Source organism: Roseibium sp. TrichSKD4, from assembly GCF_000148725.1.
Taxonomy (GTDB): domain Bacteria; phylum Pseudomonadota; class Alphaproteobacteria; order Rhizobiales; family Stappiaceae; genus Roseibium.
This window is the reverse complement of the sequence record NZ_GL476307.1, coordinates 49,588-73,239: the sequence shown is the minus strand read 5'-3', so window position 1 is coordinate 73,239 and position 23,652 is coordinate 49,588. Positions and strand designations below refer to the sequence as shown.

The 23,652-nt window shown below is 54.7% G+C and carries 25 protein-coding genes; 14 read left to right on the top strand and 11 right to left on the bottom strand.

Going from position 1 to position 23,652, the window contains the following annotated elements:
- The first annotated feature begins 449 nt into the window (after positions 1-449).
- The 8 genes from TRICHSKD4_RS05225 to TRICHSKD4_RS05195 all read left to right on the top strand — a co-directional run bounded on the left by TRICHSKD4_RS05225 (position 450) and on the right by TRICHSKD4_RS05195 (position 7,119).
- Positions 450-1,532 carry a pyridoxal-phosphate dependent enzyme gene (locus tag TRICHSKD4_RS05225; protein ID WP_009466413.1) on the top strand — a complete coding sequence of 361 codons (1,083 nt, stop codon included), beginning with the start codon at positions 450-452 and terminating at the stop codon, positions 1,530-1,532.
- On the top strand, positions 1,525-2,661 hold the full coding sequence (locus TRICHSKD4_RS05220; protein WP_009466412.1) for a Xaa-Pro peptidase family protein: 1,137 nt from the start codon (positions 1,525-1,527) through the stop codon (positions 2,659-2,661). The genes TRICHSKD4_RS05225 and TRICHSKD4_RS05220 overlap by 8 nt, the downstream gene beginning before the upstream one ends.
- 19 nt (positions 2,662-2,680) lie before the next feature.
- Positions 2,681-3,424: an aspartate/glutamate racemase family protein gene (locus tag TRICHSKD4_RS05215; RefSeq protein ID WP_009466411.1), complete on the top strand. Its 744-nt coding sequence runs from the start codon at positions 2,681-2,683 to the stop codon at positions 3,422-3,424.
- Positions 3,425-3,536: 112 nt separating this feature from the next.
- Positions 3,537-3,674, top strand: a complete 138-nt coding sequence (locus TRICHSKD4_RS30615; RefSeq protein WP_009466410.1) for a hypothetical protein — start codon at positions 3,537-3,539, stop codon at positions 3,672-3,674.
- A gap of 108 nt (positions 3,675-3,782) precedes the next feature.
- Positions 3,783-4,817, top strand: a complete 1,035-nt coding sequence (locus TRICHSKD4_RS05210) for an aspartate-semialdehyde dehydrogenase (protein WP_040616350.1) — start codon at positions 3,783-3,785, stop codon at positions 4,815-4,817.
- 92 nt (positions 4,818-4,909) lie between these two features.
- Positions 4,910-5,620 carry a TenA family protein gene (locus tag TRICHSKD4_RS05205; protein ID WP_009466408.1) on the top strand — a complete coding sequence of 237 codons (711 nt, stop codon included), beginning with the start codon at positions 4,910-4,912 and terminating at the stop codon, positions 5,618-5,620.
- Positions 5,621-5,646: 26 nt separating this feature from the next.
- The gene (locus TRICHSKD4_RS05200; protein ID WP_009466407.1) at positions 5,647-6,540 is read left to right on the top strand and encodes a DMT family transporter; all 894 of its coding nucleotides are present in this window, start codon (positions 5,647-5,649) and stop codon (positions 6,538-6,540) included.
- Positions 6,541-6,711: 171 nt separating this feature from the next.
- The gene (locus TRICHSKD4_RS05195) at positions 6,712-7,119 is read left to right on the top strand and encodes a hypothetical protein (protein WP_040616348.1); all 408 of its coding nucleotides are present in this window, start codon (positions 6,712-6,714) and stop codon (positions 7,117-7,119) included.
- Positions 7,120-7,163: 44 nt separating this feature from the next.
- Here TRICHSKD4_RS05195 and TRICHSKD4_RS05190 read toward each other — a convergent pair whose 3' ends face one another.
- The 8 genes from TRICHSKD4_RS05190 to TRICHSKD4_RS05160 form a co-directional block, all read right to left on the bottom strand.
- The gene (locus TRICHSKD4_RS05190; RefSeq protein WP_040616379.1) at positions 7,164-7,955 is read right to left on the bottom strand and encodes a TSUP family transporter; all 792 of its coding nucleotides are present in this window, start codon (positions 7,953-7,955) and stop codon (positions 7,164-7,166) included.
- A gap of 129 nt (positions 7,956-8,084) precedes the next feature.
- On the bottom strand, positions 8,085-8,576 hold the full coding sequence (locus tag TRICHSKD4_RS05185) for a DinB family protein (RefSeq protein WP_009466404.1): 492 nt from the start codon (positions 8,574-8,576) through the stop codon (positions 8,085-8,087).
- Between the two features lie 24 nt (positions 8,577-8,600).
- Positions 8,601-9,218 carry a carbonic anhydrase gene (locus TRICHSKD4_RS05180; RefSeq protein ID WP_050763342.1) on the bottom strand — a complete coding sequence of 206 codons (618 nt, stop codon included), beginning with the start codon at positions 9,216-9,218 and terminating at the stop codon, positions 8,601-8,603.
- A gap of 144 nt (positions 9,219-9,362) precedes the next feature.
- Positions 9,363-9,674, bottom strand: a complete 312-nt coding sequence (locus tag TRICHSKD4_RS05175) for a DUF3240 family protein (RefSeq protein ID WP_009466402.1) — start codon at positions 9,672-9,674, stop codon at positions 9,363-9,365.
- A 4-nt stretch (positions 9,675-9,678) separates the two neighbouring features.
- Positions 9,679-10,668: a sodium-dependent bicarbonate transport family permease gene (locus TRICHSKD4_RS05170; RefSeq protein ID WP_040616377.1), complete on the bottom strand. Its 990-nt coding sequence runs from the start codon at positions 10,666-10,668 to the stop codon at positions 9,679-9,681.
- 180 nt (positions 10,669-10,848) lie between these two features.
- Positions 10,849-11,238, bottom strand: a complete 390-nt coding sequence (locus TRICHSKD4_RS05165; protein WP_139051974.1) for a hypothetical protein — start codon at positions 11,236-11,238, stop codon at positions 10,849-10,851.
- Between the two features lie 439 nt (positions 11,239-11,677).
- The gene (locus tag TRICHSKD4_RS32205) at positions 11,678-11,983 is read right to left on the bottom strand and encodes a hypothetical protein (protein ID WP_009466398.1); all 306 of its coding nucleotides are present in this window, start codon (positions 11,981-11,983) and stop codon (positions 11,678-11,680) included.
- Complete coding sequence (locus TRICHSKD4_RS05160; RefSeq protein WP_009466009.1) at positions 11,980-13,332, bottom strand: IS1380 family transposase; 1,353 nt, start codon at positions 13,330-13,332, stop codon at positions 11,980-11,982. Before TRICHSKD4_RS05160 ends, TRICHSKD4_RS32205 begins: the two co-directional genes overlap by 4 nt.
- A gap of 199 nt (positions 13,333-13,531) precedes the next feature.
- Between TRICHSKD4_RS05160 and TRICHSKD4_RS31575 the strand changes: the two genes are divergently transcribed.
- Together TRICHSKD4_RS31575 and TRICHSKD4_RS31570 are read left to right on the top strand one after the other, a co-directional pair.
- Complete coding sequence (locus tag TRICHSKD4_RS31575; protein WP_247642783.1) at positions 13,532-14,134, top strand: MBL fold metallo-hydrolase; 603 nt, start codon at positions 13,532-13,534, stop codon at positions 14,132-14,134.
- A gap of 57 nt (positions 14,135-14,191) precedes the next feature.
- On the top strand, positions 14,192-15,367 hold the full coding sequence (locus TRICHSKD4_RS31570) for an alkyl/aryl-sulfatase (RefSeq protein WP_247642782.1): 1,176 nt from the start codon (positions 14,192-14,194) through the stop codon (positions 15,365-15,367).
- A gap of 129 nt (positions 15,368-15,496) precedes the next feature.
- Here the strand turns inward: TRICHSKD4_RS31570 and typA are convergent, their stop codons facing one another.
- Positions 15,497-17,323: a translational GTPase TypA gene (gene typA, locus TRICHSKD4_RS05150; RefSeq protein WP_009466395.1), complete on the bottom strand. Its 1,827-nt coding sequence runs from the start codon at positions 17,321-17,323 to the stop codon at positions 15,497-15,499.
- A gap of 355 nt (positions 17,324-17,678) precedes the next feature.
- Positions 17,679-18,857, bottom strand: coding sequence for a hypothetical protein (locus TRICHSKD4_RS05145; protein WP_040616343.1), 1,179 nt, complete (start codon positions 18,855-18,857; stop codon positions 17,679-17,681).
- A 204-nt stretch (positions 18,858-19,061) separates the two neighbouring features.
- Here TRICHSKD4_RS05145 and TRICHSKD4_RS05140 point away from each other — a divergent pair, with 204 nt between their 5' ends.
- From TRICHSKD4_RS05140 to TRICHSKD4_RS05125, 4 genes are all read left to right on the top strand, one after another.
- The gene (locus TRICHSKD4_RS05140) at positions 19,062-20,270 is read left to right on the top strand and encodes a multidrug effflux MFS transporter (protein ID WP_009466391.1); all 1,209 of its coding nucleotides are present in this window, start codon (positions 19,062-19,064) and stop codon (positions 20,268-20,270) included.
- Positions 20,271-20,348: 78 nt separating this feature from the next.
- On the top strand, positions 20,349-21,188 hold the full coding sequence (folP, locus tag TRICHSKD4_RS05135) for a dihydropteroate synthase (RefSeq protein WP_040616375.1): 840 nt from the start codon (positions 20,349-20,351) through the stop codon (positions 21,186-21,188).
- A 6-nt stretch (positions 21,189-21,194) separates the two neighbouring features.
- Complete coding sequence (folK, locus tag TRICHSKD4_RS05130; RefSeq protein WP_009466389.1) at positions 21,195-21,722, top strand: 2-amino-4-hydroxy-6-hydroxymethyldihydropteridine diphosphokinase; 528 nt, start codon at positions 21,195-21,197, stop codon at positions 21,720-21,722.
- Between the two features lie 79 nt (positions 21,723-21,801).
- Entirely contained in the window at positions 21,802-23,187 is a 1,386-nt protein-coding gene (locus TRICHSKD4_RS05125; RefSeq protein ID WP_009466388.1) for a sulfatase-like hydrolase/transferase, read from the top strand.
- Here TRICHSKD4_RS05125 and TRICHSKD4_RS05120 read toward each other — a convergent pair.
- Positions 23,171-23,635, bottom strand: coding sequence for a TspO/MBR family protein (locus TRICHSKD4_RS05120; protein ID WP_009466387.1), 465 nt, complete (start codon positions 23,633-23,635; stop codon positions 23,171-23,173). The two genes, TRICHSKD4_RS05125 and TRICHSKD4_RS05120, sit on opposite strands and share 17 nt — an antisense overlap.
- Positions 23,636-23,652: the final 17 nt, after the last annotated feature.

The window sequence follows — 23,652 nt, the reverse complement described above, 5'->3', positions numbered from 1 at the left end:
GAGCTATCCGTGAACGCCAAGACACGACCGTCCTTGGAAGCTGAAACAATCTCGGCAACCGTTTCTGTCGAAAGGTCTGCGCCTTCCGGCAGCGTTTTGTAAACCGGGTAGGAGTTGATCCGCTCAAAGAACGAACCCGCCTCCGCTGTCACAGCCCCAACGCCAAGTGCAACGGCGAAGCTGACGCCTGCCAAAAACTGCTTCCTCAAGTTAGACATTTTTGTTCCCTGTCTTGTCTTGGTCTCAGAAAAGTTTCAGCGGACGCTAAGGGCCTCCCATCTAGTAAAGATGACGGTGACTTGAACCTTTTATGACATTTTGCAATCGCTAGATCTTCCAGTCCACACACTCCTCAGTCTCGTCCGATACCAACCATCCACTGTCGGAATAGGCCTTGCTGTATGCCGCAGCGTCACCCATGCTGTTTCCCTGATGATTTGGGAGAGAGCATGAAGGTCATAGCGAACCCTTGGCGGGGCTCTGGACTGCCGCGAACTGAAGATCTGGCAGAAGGCACGGTGTCAACAAATGCTGCAGCGGCGGCGAAACTTTATGCCACCTGCCCAAAAGCAAACACGACACCTCTCCTGGAGAGACCCGACCTTGCAACCGCCTTTGACGTTTCTGCCCTTCATCTCAAGGATGAGCGCCCCCGGATGGGGTTGGGCAGCTTCAAGGCGCTTGGCGCGGCCTACACAATTGCAAAACGAGCCGATGCACAGATTTCAAGAGGAAAAGCCAACACCCACGAAACTGCGCTGTCTGGCGTCACCTTTGCCTGTGCGAGTGCCGGAAATCATGGGATGTCTCTTGCAGCAGGCGCGCCTTTGTTTGGAGCCAAGGCGGTCGTCTTCATCGCGGAAACTGTTCCTGAAGCCTTTGCCGAGCGTTTGAGGGCAAAGGGCGCGGACGTCATTCGGGCTGGCACCACCTATGAGGAAGGTATGGCAGAAGCCAAAAGGCGATCTGCCGACAAAGGCTGGCATCTATTGCCAGACAGCACATGGCCGGGTGAAACAGACGCAGCCCGTGATGTGATGGAAGGCTATCTGATCATGGGCACGGAAATCGCCATCCAAATGGCGGAACCGCCAACGCATATCTTCTTGCAGGCTGGTGTTGGCGGATTGGCAGCAGCTGCCACGGTGAGCGCCCGTGCGACATGGGGCGATGACCCAATCATCGTAATTGTTGAGCCAGATGCCGCCCCCGCTCTTCAAGCCAGTATTGAAGAAGGACGCGCTGTCTTGACCGATGGCCCGGTGTCCAACATGGGCCGCCTTGACTGCAAGGACCCCTCTCATTTGGCGCTGAAACGATTGGCAGCAGATGCGGATTACTTCATGACCATTCGCGATGAAGACGCCACTGAGTGTGTTCATTTTCTCAGCACCAACGGGCTTCAAACAACACCCTCCGGCGCGGCAGGCGTGGCTGGGCTGTTCGCTGCGTGTCGGTCTCCTGATCAAGTGAAGCTTACGCCAAAATCGCGCGTTCTTTGTTATCTGTCCGAAGGACCGGAGGATGGCTGAACAGGACTTTCCGGTAACAGAGTTTGAAAATCGGACGGCGCACGCGCAGGCCCTCATGCATGCGCAAGGTCTGGACGCCCTGTTTTTCACCAGCGAAGCAGAGGTTAGATATTTCACCGGCTTTCGAACGCTTTTCTGGCAAAGCCCGACCCGCCCCTGGTTTTTAATTGTTCCAAGCACTGGAAAACCGATAGCCGTCATTCCGCAAATCGGCGCGCATTTGATGCAAGCCACCTGGCTAGAGGACATCCGCACGTTTCCAGCCCCACACCCGACCGACGAAGGCATCTCCCAGCTGACAGACGCCTTGTCAAACTTCACGCGCATCGGCATGCCCATGGGCCGTGAAAGCACTTTACGCATGCCCTTGCACGACTTTCAAAAGCTGATGTCCCTTTTGCCGAAAAGCCAATTCTCAGATTGCACCCGGCTCATTCAACGCCTGCGCCAGGTAAAGTCAGAGGCTGAGATTGCCATTCTACGAGACATTTGTGGCATTGCCTCACGGAGTTTTGCCAAGGCTAAGACACTGTTTCACGAAGGCCAAACACTCCGGGACGCGTTTCAAGTTTTCAAAACAAACTTGCTTCAGGAAGGCGCAGACGATGTGCCGTATCTCGTCGGCGGAGCAGGACAAGGCGGATATGGTGATGTGATTTCACCACCATCAGATCAACGCCTGATGGCTGGTGACGTGTTGATGCTCGATACTGGCGCAACGCTGAAGGGCTACTTATGCGACTTTGACCGCAATTTCGCCATTGGCACAGCGAGTGACCCTGTCCGAGCAGCCCATCGCGCGCTCGTGGAGGCAGTAGAAGCCGCCGCTGAGATTGCACGGCCCGGCAAAACCTGCGCTGACCTCTTCAAAGCCATGACCGACCGTTTGGGACAAACCGATGGCGATGTTGGACGCATGGGACATGGCCTCGGCATGCAGCTCACGGAAACACCCTCCATCACCGACTTCGATCAAACACCCTTGCGGGAAAACATGGTCCTCACGCTGGAGCCCAGCATCAACCTCGGCGACGGCAAGATGATGGTTCACGAGGAAAACATCGTCATTCGGGATGGAGCACCCGAATGGCTCAGCACCCCGTCCCCACCGGAGATCCCCGTGATCTGACAAGACGAAAGGCAGCAGCATGAACCTGGCATTTACCTGTGACGAAGGCACGGCGCAAAAAGCTGCCCTTGGCCTGATTGTTCTCAAAGCAGATGAAACGCTGGAAGCAGAAGTATCTCCCGCGCTGCGCTCAGACGGAGTGGCTGTCTTTCACACACGGATCGAAAGCCCGCCGGAAATCACTTCTGAAACACTCAGTGAAATGAAATCACGCATAACCGATGTTGCAAGCTTGCTGCCAGCCTATCACCCTCTGGATGTTGTCGGTTTTGCCTGCACATCCGGAGCCACGGTCATCGGGTCGAGTGAAGTCTCCAGATGTGTGCGAGCGGTTCACCCAGACGCAAAGGTGACCAACCCTGCTGATGCCGTAATCGCCGCATGCAAAGCCCTGGACATTAAACGCCTCGGACTGGTCACCCCGTATATTGCGGAAGTCTCCAACGCCGTGCGTGCCCTTCTGGAAGAACACGGTATCTCCGTTGCAATTTCAGGGTCGTTCGGCCAATCCAGCGAAACCACCGTGGCCCGCATTTCTCTCTCGTCCACGGAAGCCGCGATCTGCGAGTTGGGACAAGACGAAACCGTCGACGCGATCTTTGCCTCATGCACAAACCTGCGAACCTTTCCTATTGTTGAGGCATGCGAACAAAAACTCGGCAAACCGGTCCTGAGTTCAAATCTCGCGCTTGCTTGGCACATGCTCACGCTGGCCGGATTGCCCACAAAGGCCCAAGGGCCCGGACGGCTATTTGAACGATAGTTCACCCCACCGCGACGAAAGCTCAATTCCCAAGCCACGCTTTGCAGGTTGACTTCACGCCATTTCCGGGCAAAAAGACGCCGTCTTACAGTTTTGAAGAATGCGATCTGACATGAACCGGCTTGGTGCCGACATTCTGAACGCCATGAAGATGGCCATCCGCAGCGCAACCTTTGCGCCGGTGACCACCCGTGCGCGCACGACCGCAACAACCAAACACTTCACAAAAACGACCAAGACCACCGCTTGACGGTACCGCTCGTCCCGCACTCCCCGGGGATGGGGGGTGCCGAAAGGCCCGGCTGCGAAATCAAGTCAGCAGCGGGTGGAGCGGGGAGACGGACGAGGATCTGATTTAATGGGTTACAACATTGCAATCGCCGGGGCGACCGGAAATGTCGGACGTGAAATGCTCGACATTCTCGCAGAGCGCGGCTTTCCGGCAGACGAAGTCGTGGCGCTGGCCTCCCGCCGCTCACAAGGAACCGAAGTTTCCTTTGGCGACAAGACCCTAACCGTTAAGGCCATGGAGAACTACGACTTCTCCGACACAGACATCTGCCTGATGTCCGCAGGTGGCACCATCTCCAAGGAGTGGTCGCCGCGCATTGGTGCCAAGGGCTGCGTTGTCATCGATAACTCGTCTGCATGGCGCTATGATGCGGATGTACCGCTGATCGTTCCGGAAGTGAATGCAGATGATATCGTTGGCTTTTCCAAGAAGAACATCATCGCGAACCCGAACTGCTCCACCGCGCAGCTCGTGGTTGCCTTGAAGCCGCTGCATGAAGCAGCCAAAATCAAGCGCATCGTCGTGTCCACCTACCAGTCCGTTTCCGGCGGCGGCAAGGAGGCAATGGAAGAGCTGTTCAACCAGACCCGCGGCGTGTTCGTGAACGACCCGATCGAGCCGAACAAGTTCACCAAGCGCATTGCCTTCAATGTCATTCCGCACATCGACAGCTTCATGGAAGACGGCTACACGAAGGAAGAGTGGAAGGTTCTGGCGGAAACCAAGAAGATGCTGGACCCGAAGATCAAGGTCACTTGCACCGCCGTGCGTGTGCCGGTCTTCATCGGGCACTCCGAGAGCGTCAACATTGAGTTTGAAAACCCGCTTTCACCGGATGAGGCACGGAACATCCTGCGCGAAGCCCCGGGTTGTCTTGTCATCGACAAGCAGGAAGATGGTGGCTATATCACGCCGTACGAAAGCGCTGGCGAAGACGCGACCTACATCTCCCGTATCCGGGAAGATGCGACCATTGAGAACGGCCTCAACATGTGGGTTGTGTCTGACAACCTGCGCAAAGGCGCTGCGCTCAACACGGTTCAGATCGCAGAAGTTCTGGTCAACCGCGGCCTGATCAAGCCGAAAGCACAGGCTGCCTAAACCCAACTGTTCTCAGGCACGCGCATTCAATTTCGCGCGTGCCTGTCCCTCCCCCTTTGCCTTTTCCAAAATTCTATTGACCGGAGCGCAACTTGGCCGACGCACCCTTTTCCTATTCCGCTTATCAATCTGAAAACTCGAACGCCCGCTTTACCGACTGGCTGGCAGCGAGCGGAGAGCCGTATTGGACGGCTGCCTGCACACACCCCTTCACGGTTGCCATCGGGGATGACACCATGGCGGAGGAGGCCTATGCCCGCTATCTGGTGCAGGACTACGTGTTCATCACCGACCTTGCCTCGGTGCTTGGCTACCTTATTGCCATGGCGCCAACCATGGCAGCCAAATCGCGCCTGAGCGCCTTTCTTGCCCTGCTGACATCAGAAGAAAACGACTATTTCCTGCGCTCGTTTGAAGCGCTCGGGGTTCCGCGCGAAACTTACCAAAACGCGGCGCAAACCGAGACCACCCAAGCCTTTGCCGGCCTGATGCTCGCTTCAGCGCAAAACACTTATGCTGAAGGATTAGCTTGTCTTTTATGCGCCGAATGGTGCTACTTGAGTTGGGGTGAACGGGAAGCCCTGAAACCTCGGCCAACACGATTTTACCTCAGCGAATGGATTGACCTTCATGCAGGCCCCGGCTTCAGCGGGTTCGTCAACTGGATCCGGGAGGAGATGGATCAGGTTGGCGAGGCGCTGGATGCAAAGAGCCAAGACAAGGTGGCGCGAACCTTCAATCGCATGTGCGAGCTTGAAGTTGCCTTCTTTGATGATGCCTGGAAGGGACCAAACCAGAGCTGATTGTTCCGGGAGGAGTACCGGTCACAATGTTCGCATTTGAACTTGCAGCCCTTGCGGCTGCGACCTGCTGGGCGTTGACCGGCATGATTTCAGCCGGACCGTCACAGGCTCTGGGCGCAATTGCGTTCAACCGCTTGCGCATGGTGTTGGTCTTCATCATGCTGTCCGCCTATGTCGGCCTGACAACCGGGTGGAGCTCCATTCCCGTAGCGACCGTTGGGCCCCTCATGCTCTCCGGTTTGATCGGCATCTATATGGGCGACACAGCCCTCTTTTTGACGCTCAACCGCTTGGGACCGCGGCGCACCGCAATGGTGTTTTCGCTGAACGCCCCAATGTCCGCCATTTTGGGTTTTCTGTTCCTCGGCGAAGCACTCAATCTGACACAGATTTCGGGCATCGCCCTCACCTTTTTGGGCGTATTGCTGGCCATTCGCTTCGGCAAGCGGAAATCCCAATTGCATCAATGGGAAGACATTCGAGGCCCGCTCTGGATCGGCATTTCACTTGGCGTGATTGCAGCCCTTTCCCAATCCGTCGGCTCGCTGATTGCCCGCCCGGTGATGGAAACCGGCAGTGTTGACCCGGTTGCCGCGTCCACCATCCGCGTTGGTGTCGCCGCCCTTTGCCTGTCCCTGATGATGGCCCTGCCCTATCAGCGGTTCAAACCGCTCGGCCCCGTTACCTTGAAACTGGCAGCTCTCGTGGGCTTTTCCGGCATGCTTGGCATGGGCCTTGGAATGACGTTGATCCTCTACGCTCTGTCTGGCGGCGAAGTCGGCATCATCGCAACCCTCTCGGCAACAACACCCGCCATCCTGCTCCCGCTCATCTGGTGGCGCACCGGCGAAATGCCCGCGCTTGGCGCTTGGGCAGGTGCTGCCCTTGTCGTCATCGGCTGCGCGATGTTGTTTACGTAGTAAGCTCAACCAAAATGCATAACTCTGCTGTAAAGGTGCAAATTTATGGATTTAGAAGTTGAGAAGCTGGAACTGTTTGGAAAAATTCTCAAGGTCTGCTTTTTCGCACTGATTTGCTCGGCGATCGCACTTTTCTTGCTTTCAATTTTCTTCAACGCATTCCCATAGGAGATGCCTGACGTTGAAAAATGGTTTTTCCCAAAAATTACAAAAGGAAAGGAACTCATCATAAAGAACGGAAATATCGCATTCTACAATACAGCCGGAGTTGCACTGATAAAAGATTATGTAATCGCAGCAGTAGTTATTGGACTGAGTACACGACTATATCTCAAGTCACCACTCAAAATCAGGTTCAACGCGATCACGTACCTGATAATAGCTCTAGCAGCATTGTATTTCTTTGTAAGCTATGTCGGCGGCACCCCATCTCCACATGGAAAGTATAATTCTCTATATCGAGCTGAAATTTTCGGAACGCTGATAATCCCAATTTTTACTATACCATTCATAAATATGGCCATTTTCTTTTTGCTTATATTAAAATGCAGCGATGTTGGCAGTACAAAAAATGAGTGAAGGAATAGACTAAGAATTCTGTCGAAGCGCACATGGTGCGGACCTCAGAAACCCAACCACACCCTTATCGGAAAATCGGCTTCTAGGATGAGCTTGGTTGCCATGGCAATGCAGGACAGGACTAGCATGGGGCGGATGATTTTCGAGCCGTTTTTCATGGCAAGGCGCGATCCAAGTTGTGCGCCGATTGTCTGGCCGAGCGCCATCAGGAGACCGACTTTCCAGATCACGGCACCGCCAACAAAGAAGACGGCAAATCCACCGAGGTTGGACGCAAAGTTCAGAACTTTCGTGTGTGCGGTTGCCTTCAAGATGCCGAACCCGGCCAGACTGACAAAGGCAAACATGAAAAACGAACCGGTTCCCGGCCCAAAGAGCCCATCATAAAAGCCGATCAACGGCACAATCGTCAGGCCAAAGACAAACAGCGACAGCCGCGGGTGACGCTCAACAACGCCAATATCCGGCTTGACGGCGAAATAGATCGCAATTGCGATCAGGATCACCGGCAATCCGGCCCGCAGCACGTCAATCGGCAGGATCGTCGCGACCATTGCCCCAAGGACAGCCCCACAAAAAGATATGACGGCCATGGGGAAGATCTTGCGCAAATCCACATGTCCTTGCCGCGCATAGGCAATTGTCGCTGATCCGGACCCGAACAGCGCTTGCAGCTTGGACGTTCCAAGCACCTCCAAGGGCGGCAACCCCGTCATTAGCAGCGCAGGAATGGCAATCAGTCCGCCGCCACCTGCAATCGCATCGACAAACCCGGCGACAAACGCCACGACAAACAGAAACAGCAACACATGGGTTGCAAGGTCAGCTTCAGACAAAATGCGGAACCGTTTAACGCCCAAACGCGGTAGTGCGAAAAGTCCACCGGCGCCAGGACTGCAGGAAGGGAAGTTGCCCCTTCATAGGCTGAGTAGTTCAGGAAATCCAGCAGCTTGAAGTCAAAAAGCTCAGTCCGGCATCCACGGCAAATCTGTCACGCCAATGTCGATCTCTGCCTGATTGAGCAGCGTGGACAATTGGCCGCGATGGTGTGTTTGATGATTGAAGAGGTGTGTCAACAGTACCCATTGTGGCCGCGTATTGGTCCGGTTCCCAGCTACGCTCGTCCAGGTCAAATCTGCCACCAGCCACTCCGATGTCAGGTCATCGGTGAAAGCAATAATATCCTGACACATGCCCAGATGGGCAGCTTTCAGTTCTTCATAATCTTCAAAGAGATCAACGCCCATGCCCTTGATCTCATAAGGCGTACCCGTAAAGCGCCGCATCCATGCGCGGTCCGCAAACAGGATATGGTTCAAGGTGGAATGAACGGATTTGAAAAACGCGCCGCGGTCCTGTTTACGCTCGGCGTCACTCATTTTATCTGCGGCTACATAAGCCTTTTCGGTCATCCAGAGATTGTAGCCAGCCAGGCGCTGATAAAGGTCAGGTGACATCGGATTCTCACGTGTTGAGCTGGTTTATTCCGCTGCCTGAATAGACGCTGGCTCTGCCGGTGCAAAGCGTTCCGTATCGGGGTCCATCACCCGAAGCTCGCCCGACCCGATATCAAACCATGCACCATGAAGGCTTAAGGAGCCGTTCTGGATCGCCTCTTCCACAAACGGGAATGTTCCCAAATTGACGAGGGACTGCCGCACCCCGGCATATTCCATGGCCAATTGCGGGTCATCAATCTTGTCCACCGGCATACAGGCCAGTGAGATCGCTGCTGGTTCCAGCAGCTTGATCCAGCGACCGATGAAGGCCCCTTCAAGATTTGAAGTGCCGGCATTTTCGCGGAAGGCCTGAATGCCGCCGCATTTGGCATGGCCCATAACCACAATATGCTTCACCTTGAGCGCAGTCACCGCATATTCAATTGCGGCGCTGGTACCGTGATGGCCAGAATCTGTCTCACAAGGCGGAACCAGATTGGCGACATTTCGAAATACAAACAGTTCTCCCGGTCCAACATTAAAAATGCCTTCCGGAGTTACCCGGCTGTCGCAGCAGGAAATCACCATGACCTCTGGCGTCTGCCCGTAAACAGCCAGATGCTCGTGGGTTTCCTTGTGGCGAACATAGCCTTTCGCCATATACCGGCCATAGCCGGAAAGCAATGCGTGCGGGAAACTCAAGCCGATGTCCGCCTGTCCTAGGTGTCGAAAATACCAAGGCAGTATACCGGGCCGGCTAGATCAACGCATAGATAAGGGAGACTACTTACTTTGCGGAATTCTTCAGAAGCGCTCGGCGCGCAGCACTTCGCAGTCAGACACACTTACCACACCGATATGGCGCTTCACGACTTTGAATGCTGCTTCCAGTAGATCATCCAGGCGCTCTTCGCGAATGATGCAAATCACGGCGACCATGCCGCCCGCGCGCGACACCTGTCCTTCGCGGCTCCAGCGCCCGGAGCGCCCGCTGCCGCCCAGAACCGGCAGAACGGTGAACCCGGTCACACCGGCGTTTTCCAGCGCGCCGGTCAGGCGTTCCTCCATCGGGGCTTCAATGATGATCTCAACCCGTTTTGCCTTGTTCGTTTCCATGAGATCAGTTCCCGATGAGCGTTGCGAGCGTCAAATAAAGCGGAATGCCAAGCGTGAGGTTGAAGGGGAACGTAACACCCAGCGACATGGTTAGATATACGGAAGGATTGGCTTCCGGCAAGGCCACACGCATGGCAGCAGGCACCGCAATATAAGAGGCGGAGGCAGAAAGGGTCATCATCAGCACCGTTCCGCCAAGCGACAGACCGACAAGCATGGACGCCAAAAGGCCCAGCAAACTGCCAACAACCGGCATCAAGACACCGAAAGAAATCAGCCCAACGGTCAAAACACCCCGGCTAGAGCGCAGGCCCCGACCAGCGACCAGCCCCATATCCAGCAAGAACAGACACAAGACGCCCTTGAATGGCGAGACGATAAAGCTCTCGATTTCCGCAAGCCCATCCTTGCCGGTGATAAACCCGATCAGGAACGAGCCGACCAACATCACGATGGAGCCGTTGAGCAGGATTTCCCGCAGCAGACCTTCGCGCTCCTCCGTTTCCTCCGCAGACGGCTTGGACCCGCGCGACACCAGCCAAAGCGCTGACAGGATCGCGGGCGCTTCCATAGCCGCAGCAATCGCCACCATATAGCCTTCGCTCGCAATACCCTGACTTTGCAAGACGGAGGTCGCCGCAACAAATGTCACGATGGATATGGAGCCATAGTGACCGGCCACAGCTGCTGCATCGGTTCGGCTGAGTTTCGTCATCACTTGCAACAAGCCAAAGGCAATCAGAGGCAGGGCGAAGGACAGCACAATGCCCATCACAAGTGTTGATAGAAGGGTTTGGTCAATTCCGTGATCGCTGACGCTGACCCCGCCTTTGTAACCGATCGCAAACAAAAGGTAGATCGACATGCCCTTGGCCACCGCCTCGGGGATAGAGAGATCTGATCGCAAAAACGATGCCAAAAGCCCAAGCACGAAGAACAGGATGATTGGCGACAGCAAGTTGTCGGCAGCAAGGCCGATAACGGTGTCGAGCATGACGTTCGCCCCTTCCAGATGCAGCAAAAGCGCACAACCGAACCGCAACAACGGCCCAGCGCGCGCTCAAGATATACGTGTTACACCGTATAAATGTACGGTTGCCCGCCTGCAAGATGCAGTCAGGCGTTTTAGGGGCTTTTTCGTCGCAGTGTTCTAAGCCGTCAATTGCCGAAAGTGTCAGGTCGCAAGATTGACGGCGTGTGGATCATCAATGTCGCCATGGTCCTCATAAGCATGACGAACGGTATCCGCCGCCTGTCTGTCCGGCTTCGGGAACAGGGGATGACGTTCACCGGGCTGATACCCAGGAACCAGAACAGATTTTGCCGCAGCTCGATAAGCTGCAACCCCGTCCAGACGGTGATCTTCCAGATGATGTGCGTCTATGACCACAGCTGGAGCGTTTGGCTCCACAGCCGCGTCGTGCTGGTCGTCTGTGCGCTGCGACGAAGACTCATTACCATGCTGTTTGCTTTTCTCCCGCTCGCGCTTTTCGCGATCGGTCGGATACTCAGTCGCATGCGCCACGACATTGGCCGGTACAGGCCGTTCTACTGTCGATGGCATATTGGCCTCCTGGCCGGTTTCAGTCAGCTGCGGAGCGCCTTCTGGCACCCACGCATTTATTTTTCCAAACAAACCTTAACATAGGTTTACCGGAAATTAACCCCTTGCGCATGGGCGCAATAGGGCGGTGTGAACAGAAGAGTTTACAATCGAACATCCGTTTCCCGGCTCGTGATGCCACCATTCCAGCTATGATCATCAGGTTCTCGCTCAAACCGGAGAATGCCGCTCCTGCGCAGGCAGGAGCCTGAAACAAACGAGATCCCTGCATTCGCAGGGATGGCTCACCGGATGAGATGGCAACTGCATTCCACCTCTAAAACCCGCACTCACCCTCTAAAACCCGCACTCACCGTCATCACGAAACACAATTAAACTCAACGACAAACGGTGCAGCAAAGTCGCAAATGTAAACCTCATGACAGAAAAGGCTCTACACTCAAGCGCCCAACTTCAATAAATGATACTCGATAAAATTGCGTATTATATTTGGTGAAAACACAGATTGCACCCTAACTGGGCTTAATCTAAGCGGATATTTCCCAAGTAACTGTGTGTTGCGACGAGGTTGACCGTTTTCACGGACGTTTGCAACTCTGACGGCAGCGTTGTCGGGGCGATTATCGATTTTGACGGTTACGTAAGCGCGGTTTTTGAGCTTTTCGTGGACTTTATCCCGTTTGGGCTGCGACAAGACACAGCTGTGGAGCCGCATTTGTGTTGGTTTCGTTGTTTGGAGCGTCATGCAGGCCTCGGCGGGGGCTTGAGGGCGCGGATTGCGGCGAGGATTCGTCCGAAGACGTAGCCTGATACAGCCACCTCTGCCAGTTGGAACGTGATTTTGCGCGCATGGCGTACGACCTTTGCCCCGATTTTGATGAGGCGGCTCTGGATACTTGTCAGCGACCAGTCGGCGACCTCTTCCGGGAGGTCTAGCCCTTGCAGGAAGACACCAAGGTTATACGCCAATGCGTGAAGCTGAAGCCGGACCTCATTGTCACAGAACCGCTTGCAGGACAGGCGGGTCCAAGTGATGGCGTTCTTGCCTTCTTTGATGTGCTGTTCGGCTGTGCCGCGCTGATTGTAGAAGCGGATGATCCATTCCGGCTCCATCGGCAAGTTGGTGACGACAAAACCCACGCGAGGGAATAGATCACCGGGATACCATTCGATCTTGGCAACCACCTGACGGGGCTTGCTCCATGAAGCAGCCTGATACTCAAAAACCTCATAGAAGCGCTTGATCTTTGTCTTTGAGGGACGTCCCACGGGGCGGGTCAGCTGATGGCTGATCTTCTCTTCCAGCACAGCGTTCTTTTTGAGGCGGATGGCGTAGCGGTACCCTTCAGCCTCTAAAGTCTCGTAAAGTTCCGGAATGGCAAAGGCGGCATCAGCGCGAAAGAAGCGCATGATGTCGCGCTCTGCATAGCGCGCAATGACGGGTATCAGAAGAGCCTTCCAGTCATCCGCGCTGTGGACGCTGCCATTGCGCAGGGCACAGCGTTCCAAGTGGCCAAACTGATTGAAGATGAACAATGGGTGATAGCAGTTGCAGCCGAAATGCCCGTTCCATGCGGTTCCCTCCTGAGCGCCATGGGTGGGGCTGACAGAGCTATCCATGTCCAAGGTGATGTAGTTCAGTCCTTGGCGACCATGCACCGCATCAATCCATTGACCGGGCATATCGGCCAAGGCTTCCCTGTTGGCGGCAGTCGCGAGCACCTCAGTCTCAAAGCGGCCCATCTGGGAGGAGGATGCCGCCTGAGTGTCAACGGCACGGCCCCCGATAATCTGGCGCATTACCGGGTCACGCGACAGACGCACGGCATCATTCACATCTTCATAGCCCGCAAGGCGACCAAATATCGATTGGCGCAGCAGGCCCATCAAGGTGTGAACGCCATTCTTACCTTTGCGGGTATCCCGAAGGAACCGAACCGCTTTGCCGAAAAGGCCAAGGGCGTCATCAAGCTCCCGGTAAAGCAGAAGACCGCCATCAGAACTGATCTTTGAACCGTGGAATTCCAACCGCACCCGAGGGTCAAAATCCAGCCGAAAATCGCTCTCAGAACCCGCACCCGTTGGGTGTGCCATTTTTCAGCCCTCCGTCATCAAGTAACACGCTGTAATATAAAGAGAAAAATAGGATAGAAGAAGCTAAATCAGCTGACTACTTGGGAAATCCGGGATAAACATACTGGAAGAAGCTCGTAAGTCTTTGCCATTCTCTGACACCCGAGATTTCGAGGAAAATGAGAAAGGTTTGATCGCAAAAATGCCCGACGATCAGATCATGGCAGATGCCGGAAACATCGCTTGGGATATGAAAAGCTTTGATTTCTTTAACGAAGACAAGGACTGGCCAAGTATCCACCCATCGCTTCAACGCATCTCGCGGCTGAATCAAAACTACGGTCTTTATGAAGTTATTACCGGTATCTATCAGGTGCGTGGTCTTGATCTCTCTCAGATGACGATCGTTCGCGGCAAGTCAGGCTGGATCCTGTTTGATGTACTGCTGAGCACTGAGACTGCACGAGCCGCTTGGGCCTTGTTCCAAGAGCATGTTGGCGAAGGTCTGCCTGTTACAGCCGTCATATACTCACACTCTCATGCGGATCACTGGGGTGGTGTTCGTGGGGTTGTTGATGAGGCAGATGTAAGGGCCAATAAAGTTGAGATCATCGCGCCGCGCGATTTCATGCAATACACAATCTCGGAAAACGTGTATGCGGGTAATGCGATGAACCGTCGCCTGTCCTACCAATATGGACAGCAACTTGACATCCACCCCAACGGCTTCGCCGGACAAGGACTGGGCCATCGTGTTTCTTTTGGCTCTCCAGGGCTCATAGCGCCGACCAAGGTTGTAGAAGACGCCATTGAAGAATTTTAAGTCGATGGCGTGAGGATGATTTTCCAAAACACCACGGGAACCGAGGCCCCGTCGGAGATGAATACCTACATCCCCGACATGAAAGCCCTGTGGATGGCGGAGAATGTAACCGCAACTCTGCACAACATCTACACCCTGCGGGGCGCACCCATTCGAGACGCTTTGCTGTGGTCAAAATATATCTCCGAGGCGCTTTACCGTTTCGGGACAGAGGCAGAGGTCATTATCGCCTCTCACCACTTCCCACGTTGGGGAAATGACCGTGTTCAGGAGATTCTGCGGGCACAGCGTGATCTTTATGCCCACATGAACAATCAAGTGCTGGACCTTGCCAACCAAGGTGTGACAATCAACGAAATCCATAACGTCTACCAGCTTCCGAAAAGCTTGCAGGACCAATGGCATTGCCGCGGCTATCACGGCTCCCCTGAACATAACAGCCGCGGAGTGATCCAAAGCTATCTTGGGTTCTGGGACTGTAATCCAGCCACCTTGAAGCCCCTCTCACCCACGGATTCGGCACCTCTCTATGTAGAAATGATGGGCGGCGCGGACCCAATCATTGCCAAGGGTCAGGAACTTCATAACGCTGGTGAATACCTTTCAGCGATAGAGATCTTGAACAAGCTATGCTTGGCAGAGACCAATAATCAGGAGGCGCGGGACCTTTTGGCCGATTGCTATGAGCAGATTGGATATCAGCAAGAGAACCCTGGTCTCCGTAACAGCTACCTCGCAGGGGCCTACGAGCTACGCTCTGGAATCTCTGCAGCCCCAACAGCAAAGTCTTCTTCTCCGGACACCATACGAGCCATGTCCACCGAGCTCTTCCTCAATTTCCTTGGAATTCGGATGGATAGCCGGAAAGCGGAAGGAATGCGTTTCACGATAAATCTGATCACGCCCGACAATGGTGAGAAATTCCTAATTGAGTTGGAGAACGCAACGCTTACCAACATTGAAGGGCATCTGGCAGAGAACCCAGATCTGACGCTTACAATCAATCGTATAGATCTGGAACGGACGATGGCCGGAGAAATTACCCTCGAAGCCCAGATCGAGGATGGAACTGCAACGGTTGAAGGTGATGTCGGTGTGCTAACACAACTTGCCTCAACAATGGTTGATTTCGACCCGTTGTTTGAAATCCTCCCCGGAACAACTAACACCGTTACGGAAATCGACGGGGCCGACGCGTTCGAGGCCGTTCCAGGATCACCAATACCTGAATGATAAATACAATGAGGCAGGGCTTAGAATAGAAGCCCTGCCTTTTCAGGGATGGAGACGAAGCCCCCAAAATAAAAAACCCGGGCCAATGACCCGGGTTTTTCAATTCTCAGCGCTCAGAAAAAACTCCGCTTAGGCGGCGGTTTCTTTCTTGGCGGCGCGTTCGGCGCGCTTGCGCTCGTGCGGGTCAAGCTCGGCCTTGCGCAGGCGAATGCTGTCCGGCGTGACTTCCACCAGCTCATCGTCAGCGATGTAGGAGAGAGCTGCTTCCAGCGTCAGGCGGATCGGCGTGGTGAGTTTCACCGCATCATCCTTGCCGGCAGAGCGGATGTTGGTCAACTGCTTGCCCTTTAGGACGTTCACTTCCAGATCGTTGCCCCGGGTGTGCTCGCCGATAATCATGCCCGGATACACCTTGGTGCCCGGATCGATCATCATCGGGCCGCGATCTTCCAGGTTGAACAGCGCATAGGCCACGGCTTCGCCGGTGCCATTGGACAAAAGAACCCCGGTGTGGCGACCCTGGATCGGGCCTTTATACGGCTGATAATCATGGAACAGGCGGTTGAAGATCGCAGAGCCGCGTGTGTCGGACATTAGTTCCGCCTGATAGCCGATCAGGCCACGGGTCGGGGCGTGGAACACAAGACGCGTGCGGCCACCACCGGACGGCTTCATTTCCAGAAGGTCGGCTTTGCGCTCCTGCAGCTTTTGAACCACCGCACCGGAGAACTCTTCATCCACATCGATGATAACCTCTTCGATCGGCTCCAGACGGTTGCCAGCCTCGTCAAACTGGAACACGACGCGCGGACGGCCAACGCCCAGCTCAAAGCCTTCACGGCGCATGTTTTCGATCAGGATGGCGAGCAGCAATTCGCCGCGACCGGAGACGATGAACGCATCCGGCTCGTCGGTATCTTCAACGCGCAGGGCAACGTTGCCTTCCGCCTCCTTCATTAGGCGCTCGCGAATAACGCGGGACTGAACCTTGGAACCTTCTGTACCCGCCAGCGGGCTGTCATTGACGCGGAAAGTCATGGAAAGGGTTGGCGGGTCAATCGGCTGCGCCTGAAGCGGATCAGCCACAGATGGCGAGCAGAGCGTGTCAGCCACAGTTGCCTTGGTCAGGCCTGCAATTGCAACGATATCACCGGCTTCACCTTGCTCAATCGGCTGGCGCTCAAGGCCGCGGAATGCAAGGATTTTTGAAACACGGCCACTTTCAACCAGCTTGCCTTCGCGGTCGAGCGCCTTGATCGGCATGTTCGGAACAGCCGTACCGGACACAACGCGGCCTGTGAGAATGCGGCCCAGGAACGGATCGGATTCAATAGTGGTCGCCAGCAGCGTAAATTCGCCATCTTCGGCTTCCGGTGGCGCGACCTTGTCCAGAACCATGTCAAACAGCGGGTTCATGTTGTCCTGCGGTCCGTCCGGCTCCAGCGCCATCCATTCCTGCTTGGCAGAGCCATAAAGAACCGGGAAATCCAGCTGGTCTTCGTTTGCATCCAGCGAGGCAAACAGATCGAACACTTCGTCCAGAACTTCGTCCGCGCGCTGTTCCGGCTTGTCGATCTTGTTGATCGCGACAATCGGCTTCAGACCAAGCTTCAGCGCCTTGCCAAGCACGAACTTGGTTTGCGGCATCGGACCTTCCGCAGCGTCAACCAGAAGGATCACGCCATCGACCATGTGGAGGATACGCTCCACCTCACCGCCGAAATCGGCGTGGCCCGGAGTGTCCACGATGTTGATGCGTGTATCGTTCCAGACAAGAGAAGTGACCTTGGCAAGGATCGTGATCCCACGCTCACGCTCGATATCGTTGGAATCCATCATGCGCTCTTCAGTGCGCTGATTGTCGCGGAAAGCGCCGGACTGCTTCAGCAGAACGTCGATCAGTGTGGTTTTGCCATGGTCGACGTGCGCGATGATGGCGATATTACGCAATTTCATGTGGTCGCTCCGCAGGCGATGCCCAGTTCTGGAGGCCAGAGACGGGTTTGCCTGCTCTTGAATGTCCGGAGTTGTGCCAAATCTGGCTGATTTTCGGCCCTATATACAGTCAACATCGCCCTTGTGCAACGCGGCAAAGCTGACAGGCCCAACGTTTATGTTTCCAAGCATTCTACAAAGAGTTTAAAGGGGGCATTGAGAGGACAAAAACGATCGACACGAAAAGCCCAAACGAAAAGCCCAAACGAAAAGCGCCACCTTGCACAGGAGCAAGATGGCGCAGGTCGAACATGCTGATGTTTAATCGACCTTTATTCGATCAGCGGTCTACGTTCAGTGGACCGGTTACATTGACTTATAGAAAGTGCTTTGGCTCCCCGCCGCCCTTGGCATAGTCAGTGCCATTTTGTGCGTCATATTGCTTGGCATCGCCGAACACTTTGTCCAAGCCAAGGATGTGACCAGCTTCCTGACCGAGGGTTCCGGCAATATTGGTAATCCCGAGCAGGCCACCATTGCCATTACCTTCGTTTCCACCAAGAGCATGGGAGTGGCTTGTGTGGTCAAAGGTGTTGACCAGCCAACCGCCCAGATCGCCGTTCATGGCCGCCTTGTGAGCGCCGTCATGACCGACCAGCTTGGAGAAGATGCCCAGAACCGGCGCAGCGAGACCACCAACAGCTCCCAGAATACCGCTCTTCTTCGAGAACAGGTTGGCAAGTCCGCCCAGCAGGCCTGACTTCAGACCAAAGATACCACCGAGAATGCCACCAACGTTGCCGTCGTTCTTTTCTGCGTGATGCGCATGCCCTGCATGTCCACCAGCGGCTTGCCCTGCGCCCTGAGCAGCATGGACGTGACCGCCAGCCAGTACATTTCCGCCTGCGTGAACATGACCTGCACCAGCGACTTGACCACCTTGGGCAACCTGCATGCCACCGCCATTATAAGGAACAGGCATTGGCTTCGGCATCGGACAAACAGTCGGCTTACCAGGAAGTGGAACCGGCTTGCCCCAACCGCCGCCATTGTTGCTGCCAACAACGCTAACCGAGCCGTAGTTGCCTTGGCCTGCGTTATGGACCATGCCGAGTGGCGTATCATCCTGTGGGATATTGTTGCCAGAATAGATTGTTGTGCCTTGAAGCTTTTGCGTCAGCTTTTGGGAAAGCGCCTGGTTGCCCCAGATCTGAACACTTTGGATCTTGCCGTCTTTCACGTAAATCCGGCTGCCGCCTTCACGCGTGTCAATGCCGCCCGCTTCAACCAGCTTGATCTTGCCGCCTGTCGCTTGATTGATGATATTGGCCAGCTTGGTCAAACCTGCATTCGTGTTCGGGTTAATCCCGCCAAACGCCTGCCCGGCATTCACGTTTCCAGCATTTCCACCATAGACGCGGCCTGCATTGGCCTTACCCGCGGCGGCGGCACCATTATTACCCTGGCCACCCGCTTGAAGCGCTTTTTTGAAATGTCCAGCCTGACCAGCATTATGTTTTTGGCCGCACCCATGCGCCTTGTGAATGAAAGTCATCTGAACCCCCGAATACTCTACTCATTTCTGAACAAACTATTAAAAAAACCTATTGCATTAGAAAACCCGGACAGATTCCGAGTATTTATACGAACTACTTAGGGAGTACCCGTAATTTAGGGTTGGACCTTTAAACACAAGCGCCATAGCTTGCTGCAAGAACCAGCCTCAAGGGGCGGGTATTCCTGAATATGTCTGGATCCTATGACCGCTTCTCCGCCCATTATGAGTGAACGGCGTACCGCGCTGCTTGGTGCGGGCCTTGTCGCCATTGGCCCGATCTCAATGGCGCTTTACACACCGGCCATGCCAACACTCGTTGAAGCATTCGGCACCAGCGAAGCGATGATAAAGCTGACGCTGACCTCCTATTTCCTCGGATTTGCCGTCACTCAGTTAATCTGCGGCCCAATGACAGATGCATTTGGGCGCAAGCCCGTCACCATCGCCTTTCTGACCCTTTATCTTGTGTCCGCAATATTGGCGACCTACGCGCCGGATATCACCTGGATGCTGATCGCTCGCACCCTTCAGGGCATCGGGTCCGCCATTGGGGTTGCAGTCTCAAGGGCAATGGTCCGAGATCTCTTTACTGGCCAAACATCGGCCCGGATCATGAACACCATTGCCATGATGCTCGCCCTCGGCCCTGCCATTTCCCCAACCATAAGCGGCCTTGTTCTGGAAGCCTTTGGCTGGCGGGAAGTGTTCTGGTGCATGATTGTCTATGGATTGGGGCTGTTGCTCTCAATCGTAGTCTTTCAACGAGAGACGAATGCCTATCAGGGCCGTCACCACCTCAACCCGAAAGTCCTCACCCGAAACTATCTGACGCTTTTGACCACGCCAGCTTTTCTCCGCCCAAGCCTTCTGGTGGGGTTCGCACTCGGCAATCTCTACGCCCTGACCTCCACCTTACCATTTATCCTGATCCACAAAGTCGGCCTCACACCAACCGATTTTGGCTTGACCATGATGTTGCAATCCGGGTCTTTCATAGTCGGCACCATGGCAACAGCAAGATTGATGAAATCTCGGGATGCGACCGCGCTGGTCCCCTTTGGTCTTGTCGGATTTGGCCTTTCATCAGCGGCTATGTGCTATTCCATGTTGGCGCTCACACCAACGCTGATCAGCGTCATGGCTCCAGTCATGCTGTTTGCCTTTTCGCTCGCCTTTGTTCTGCCAGCCGGACTGACCATGGCGATGCAAGACTTTCCTCATATTGCAGGTGCTGCATCAGCCGTTATGGGCTTTTTGCAGTTTGGCGGTGGCATACTCGGCAGCTTGTTGGTTGCCAGTCTGGGAGACCCCGTCCTCGGCGTGGGCCTGATCAACGCCGCCCTTCCCGTTGCCGGGATCCTGTTCTGGCTTTGCCTACGCCCCAAAGTCCAAAACTCGCATTTGTCATGACGCATGTCGCAACTGCACTTGACCCGGCAGGTGCAAAAGCCCAAACCGCAAGCACATGATAAACACGGACAGCCTTTCATGACACGCGCTGCTGCATACACTTTTCCAGCCATTGAGAGTGGAGACCGCCCTCAAGTGATGGGCATCTTGAATGTAACACCAGATTCCTTTTCAGACGGCGGGCGGTTCGACGTGGCGGACAAGGCCTTATCTCAAGCCAAAACCATGATCGACGAAGGCGCAGACATTATCGACATCGGGGCAGAAAGCACCCGGCCGGGGTCAACGCCTGTCTCCCTTGAAGACGAGTGGGCCAGATTGGCGCCGGTTCTGGAACCTGTCTGTGGACTTGGACGCCCTGTTTCCATCGATACCTACAAGGCGGAGATTGCCGGACGGGCCTGCGCTGCGGGCGCTAAAATTATCAATGACGTCTGGGGCCTTCAGAAAGACCCCGCAATGCCGGATGTGGCAGCGGAAACCGGGGCACATGTGATCATGATGCACAATCGCGAGGCCGCCGATCCTGATATCAATATCCTGTCAGACATTGATCGTTGGTTTGAACGCTCCATGGAACTGGCCGACCGGGCCGGCATTCCAAAGGAAAAACAAATGCTCGATCCCGGCTTTGGTTTTGGCAAAACGATTGACCAGAATTTTCTTATCCTGAACCGGTTCGAAGACCTGAAAAAACATGGACTTCCCATTCTGGCAGGAGCTTCAAGAAAACGCATGATCGGGGCGGTCCTGAATGCTGAAACCGACGAGCGTCTGTTTGGCTCTTTGGCGGTTCACCTCATCGCGCTTCAAAACGGAGCAGCCATGGTCCGTGTTCATGACGTCCGCCCCCATGCCGATGCAGCTCACATTCTTCATGCGACGCGCCGAGAAACGGCCGCACCAAATCAGAACTGAACACTCGTGACCGATACCTTTTCCCAAAAGCCAAACTGGCACCGCGCAGCCCTTGGCCTCGGATCCAACATGGGCGACACAAAAGCAGCGCTGGAAACGGCAATTGCGCTTTTGCAAGCCGGTCAGGATATCCGCCTGACAAGACGCTCGTCGGATTATAGAACACCGCCTTGGGGCCCGATTGAGCAGGACGATTTCAGGAATGCCTGCATTCTAGTCGAGACAAGTCTGTCCCCCCAAGACCTTTTGAAGCGCTGTCTGGAAACCGAGCTTAAAATGGGGCGGGTGCGCGAAGAGCGCTGGGGACCGCGCCTACTCGATATTGATGTCCTGCTCTATGGCGACACAGCCATCGATGAGCCTGACCTGACACTGCCCCATCCACGAATGGCCGAACGGGCCTTCGTTCTTGTACCCTTGGCAGAGATTTGGCCTGATGCACCAGTCAAGTCCGACCTCACGGCGAAAGAAGCGCTGAAAACCTGCCCGGATCTGGACGGAATTACAAAACTCGGCCCAACTACCTCTGAGTGAAGCTCTTACTTCTACTTAAATGGAATCGTAACCCAATCTCGCGATATTTCCCGAGGATTTGAGATTGGAGCGGCCCCGAATGGCAGACATAACTCCCGAAGAATTGGCCGAGACCCGATCAGCAGACCGACCGTTTTTTTCGAAAGAGGCTTGGGTGTTTGCATTTGTGGCGGTGGCGCTTCCGAACATTCTGTTTGTTTTGGCGTCTTTCTTCGTCATTCCAATCCGCACCTTCGCAATCCCGGCCTATTTTCTGTTTGCCATCCTCGCACCACGGCTTCCTGCCGCTCTCATCGCCGTCGGAGCGTTTGTGATCCTTCTGATCGATATCTTGTTGGTGGTGTCCAGCCTGTTTGACCTTGCGCCAACGCTAGCGCTGCAATCTGTCGTCTATATGGTCAAACTGGATGTGTTTTCCTCAACGACCTATCTCGTTGCGGGAATTGCTTTCGTCCTCACAACATCGCTCTACATCTGGCTTCTGATCTCCAACAGGACAGCGTTCAGAAATGTCAGCTTAATCCCCGCGATTCTCGGCTGCTTCCTATTGATGGCAGGAGAATTCGCCTTCAACATTATTCCGAAGGGAAAACTGAGCCATCTATCGGCCTCAGAAGATCACTTTGAATCTGCCGTCACCAAGGTGAACCTTCTGCCGACACCTGCTTCTGCATCAACACCGCAGCAAGATGTCCTGATTGTCATGCTGGAAGGGTTTGGAGCGTTTAAAAGCCAACAGCTGCGGGATGTGTTTTGGGATCAGCTCAAAACTGCGGACATTACTGAGCGATATGAGATCAGCGATGGAACATCCGCCTATCACGGCTCGACCACCGCTGCGGAAGCGCGCGAGTTATGCGGGGAATGGGCCGACTTCACCAGCTATCTGACCGCAGACCGCTATGAGTGTTTGCCAGCGAAATTCGCGGATCTCGGATATCAGACCACAGCCTTTCACGCCTTCACCCATCAGTTCTTTGACCGAGATATCTGGCTTCCCCGCATCGGATTTCAGGATCTCGTTTTCATGGAAAATTTGGCCAAACGCAATGACATGCCTAAGCGGTTTTGCGGCCTCACCTTCAAAGGCTTTTGTGATGCAGACCTTGCCAAGATCGTGAAAGCGCATTTGCTGGAAGACCTTGGTAAGCCGAAGTTCACCTACTGGCTGACCCTGAACACCCATGTCCCGATCGCACCGGAAGAAGCACCTGATCGATTGGATTGCTCTGGTGAGACGCCATTCATTGACCCGAGCCTTTGCCGCATGTCCGCAATGTGGCTTGATGTGATTGAGGATGTGAAGCAAATGGCGCTTCATCCGGACCTCGCCGACACCCACATCATTTTGGTGGGTGATCACCATCCACCGATCTGGAACCGGGCAGCAAAAGCCTTGTTCAAACCGGGTGAAGTTGGCTGGATTTCCCTAAAGCCGCATAACAGAACTACTGCGCCTGGTTGAGGACATAGAGCCCAGCATTCAAATACGTCGCAAAGGCGACCCAGGCCGCATAGGGCAAAAACAAAAAGGCCGACACTCGGTCTGATTTCCAAGCCCTTAGAATGAAAACAAACAGGCAGAACAAAAGGGTCACCAGCACCAGAAGCCCAAGTCCCAGTTCATTTACAGAAAACACGATGGGGCTCCAAACAAAGTTCAGACCCATCTGAATTGCCCAAAGCGAAAACTGGGGCGATCTGCGGCCACTTCGCTCTCTTGTTCTCCAGCCCACATAGGCAATCAAGGTATAAAGCACCGTCCAAACTGGCGGAAACAGCCAGTTCGGCGGGTTGAGTGGTGGCTGTTGCAGCTCGGCATACCAATCGCCGGGTGGGGTGCTGGTTCCAATCAGAACGCCCATTCCCACAACGGCAACCACAAAAGCTGCAAGTCCGATCCATCGTCTCATCTAGATGTAGAGCCTCA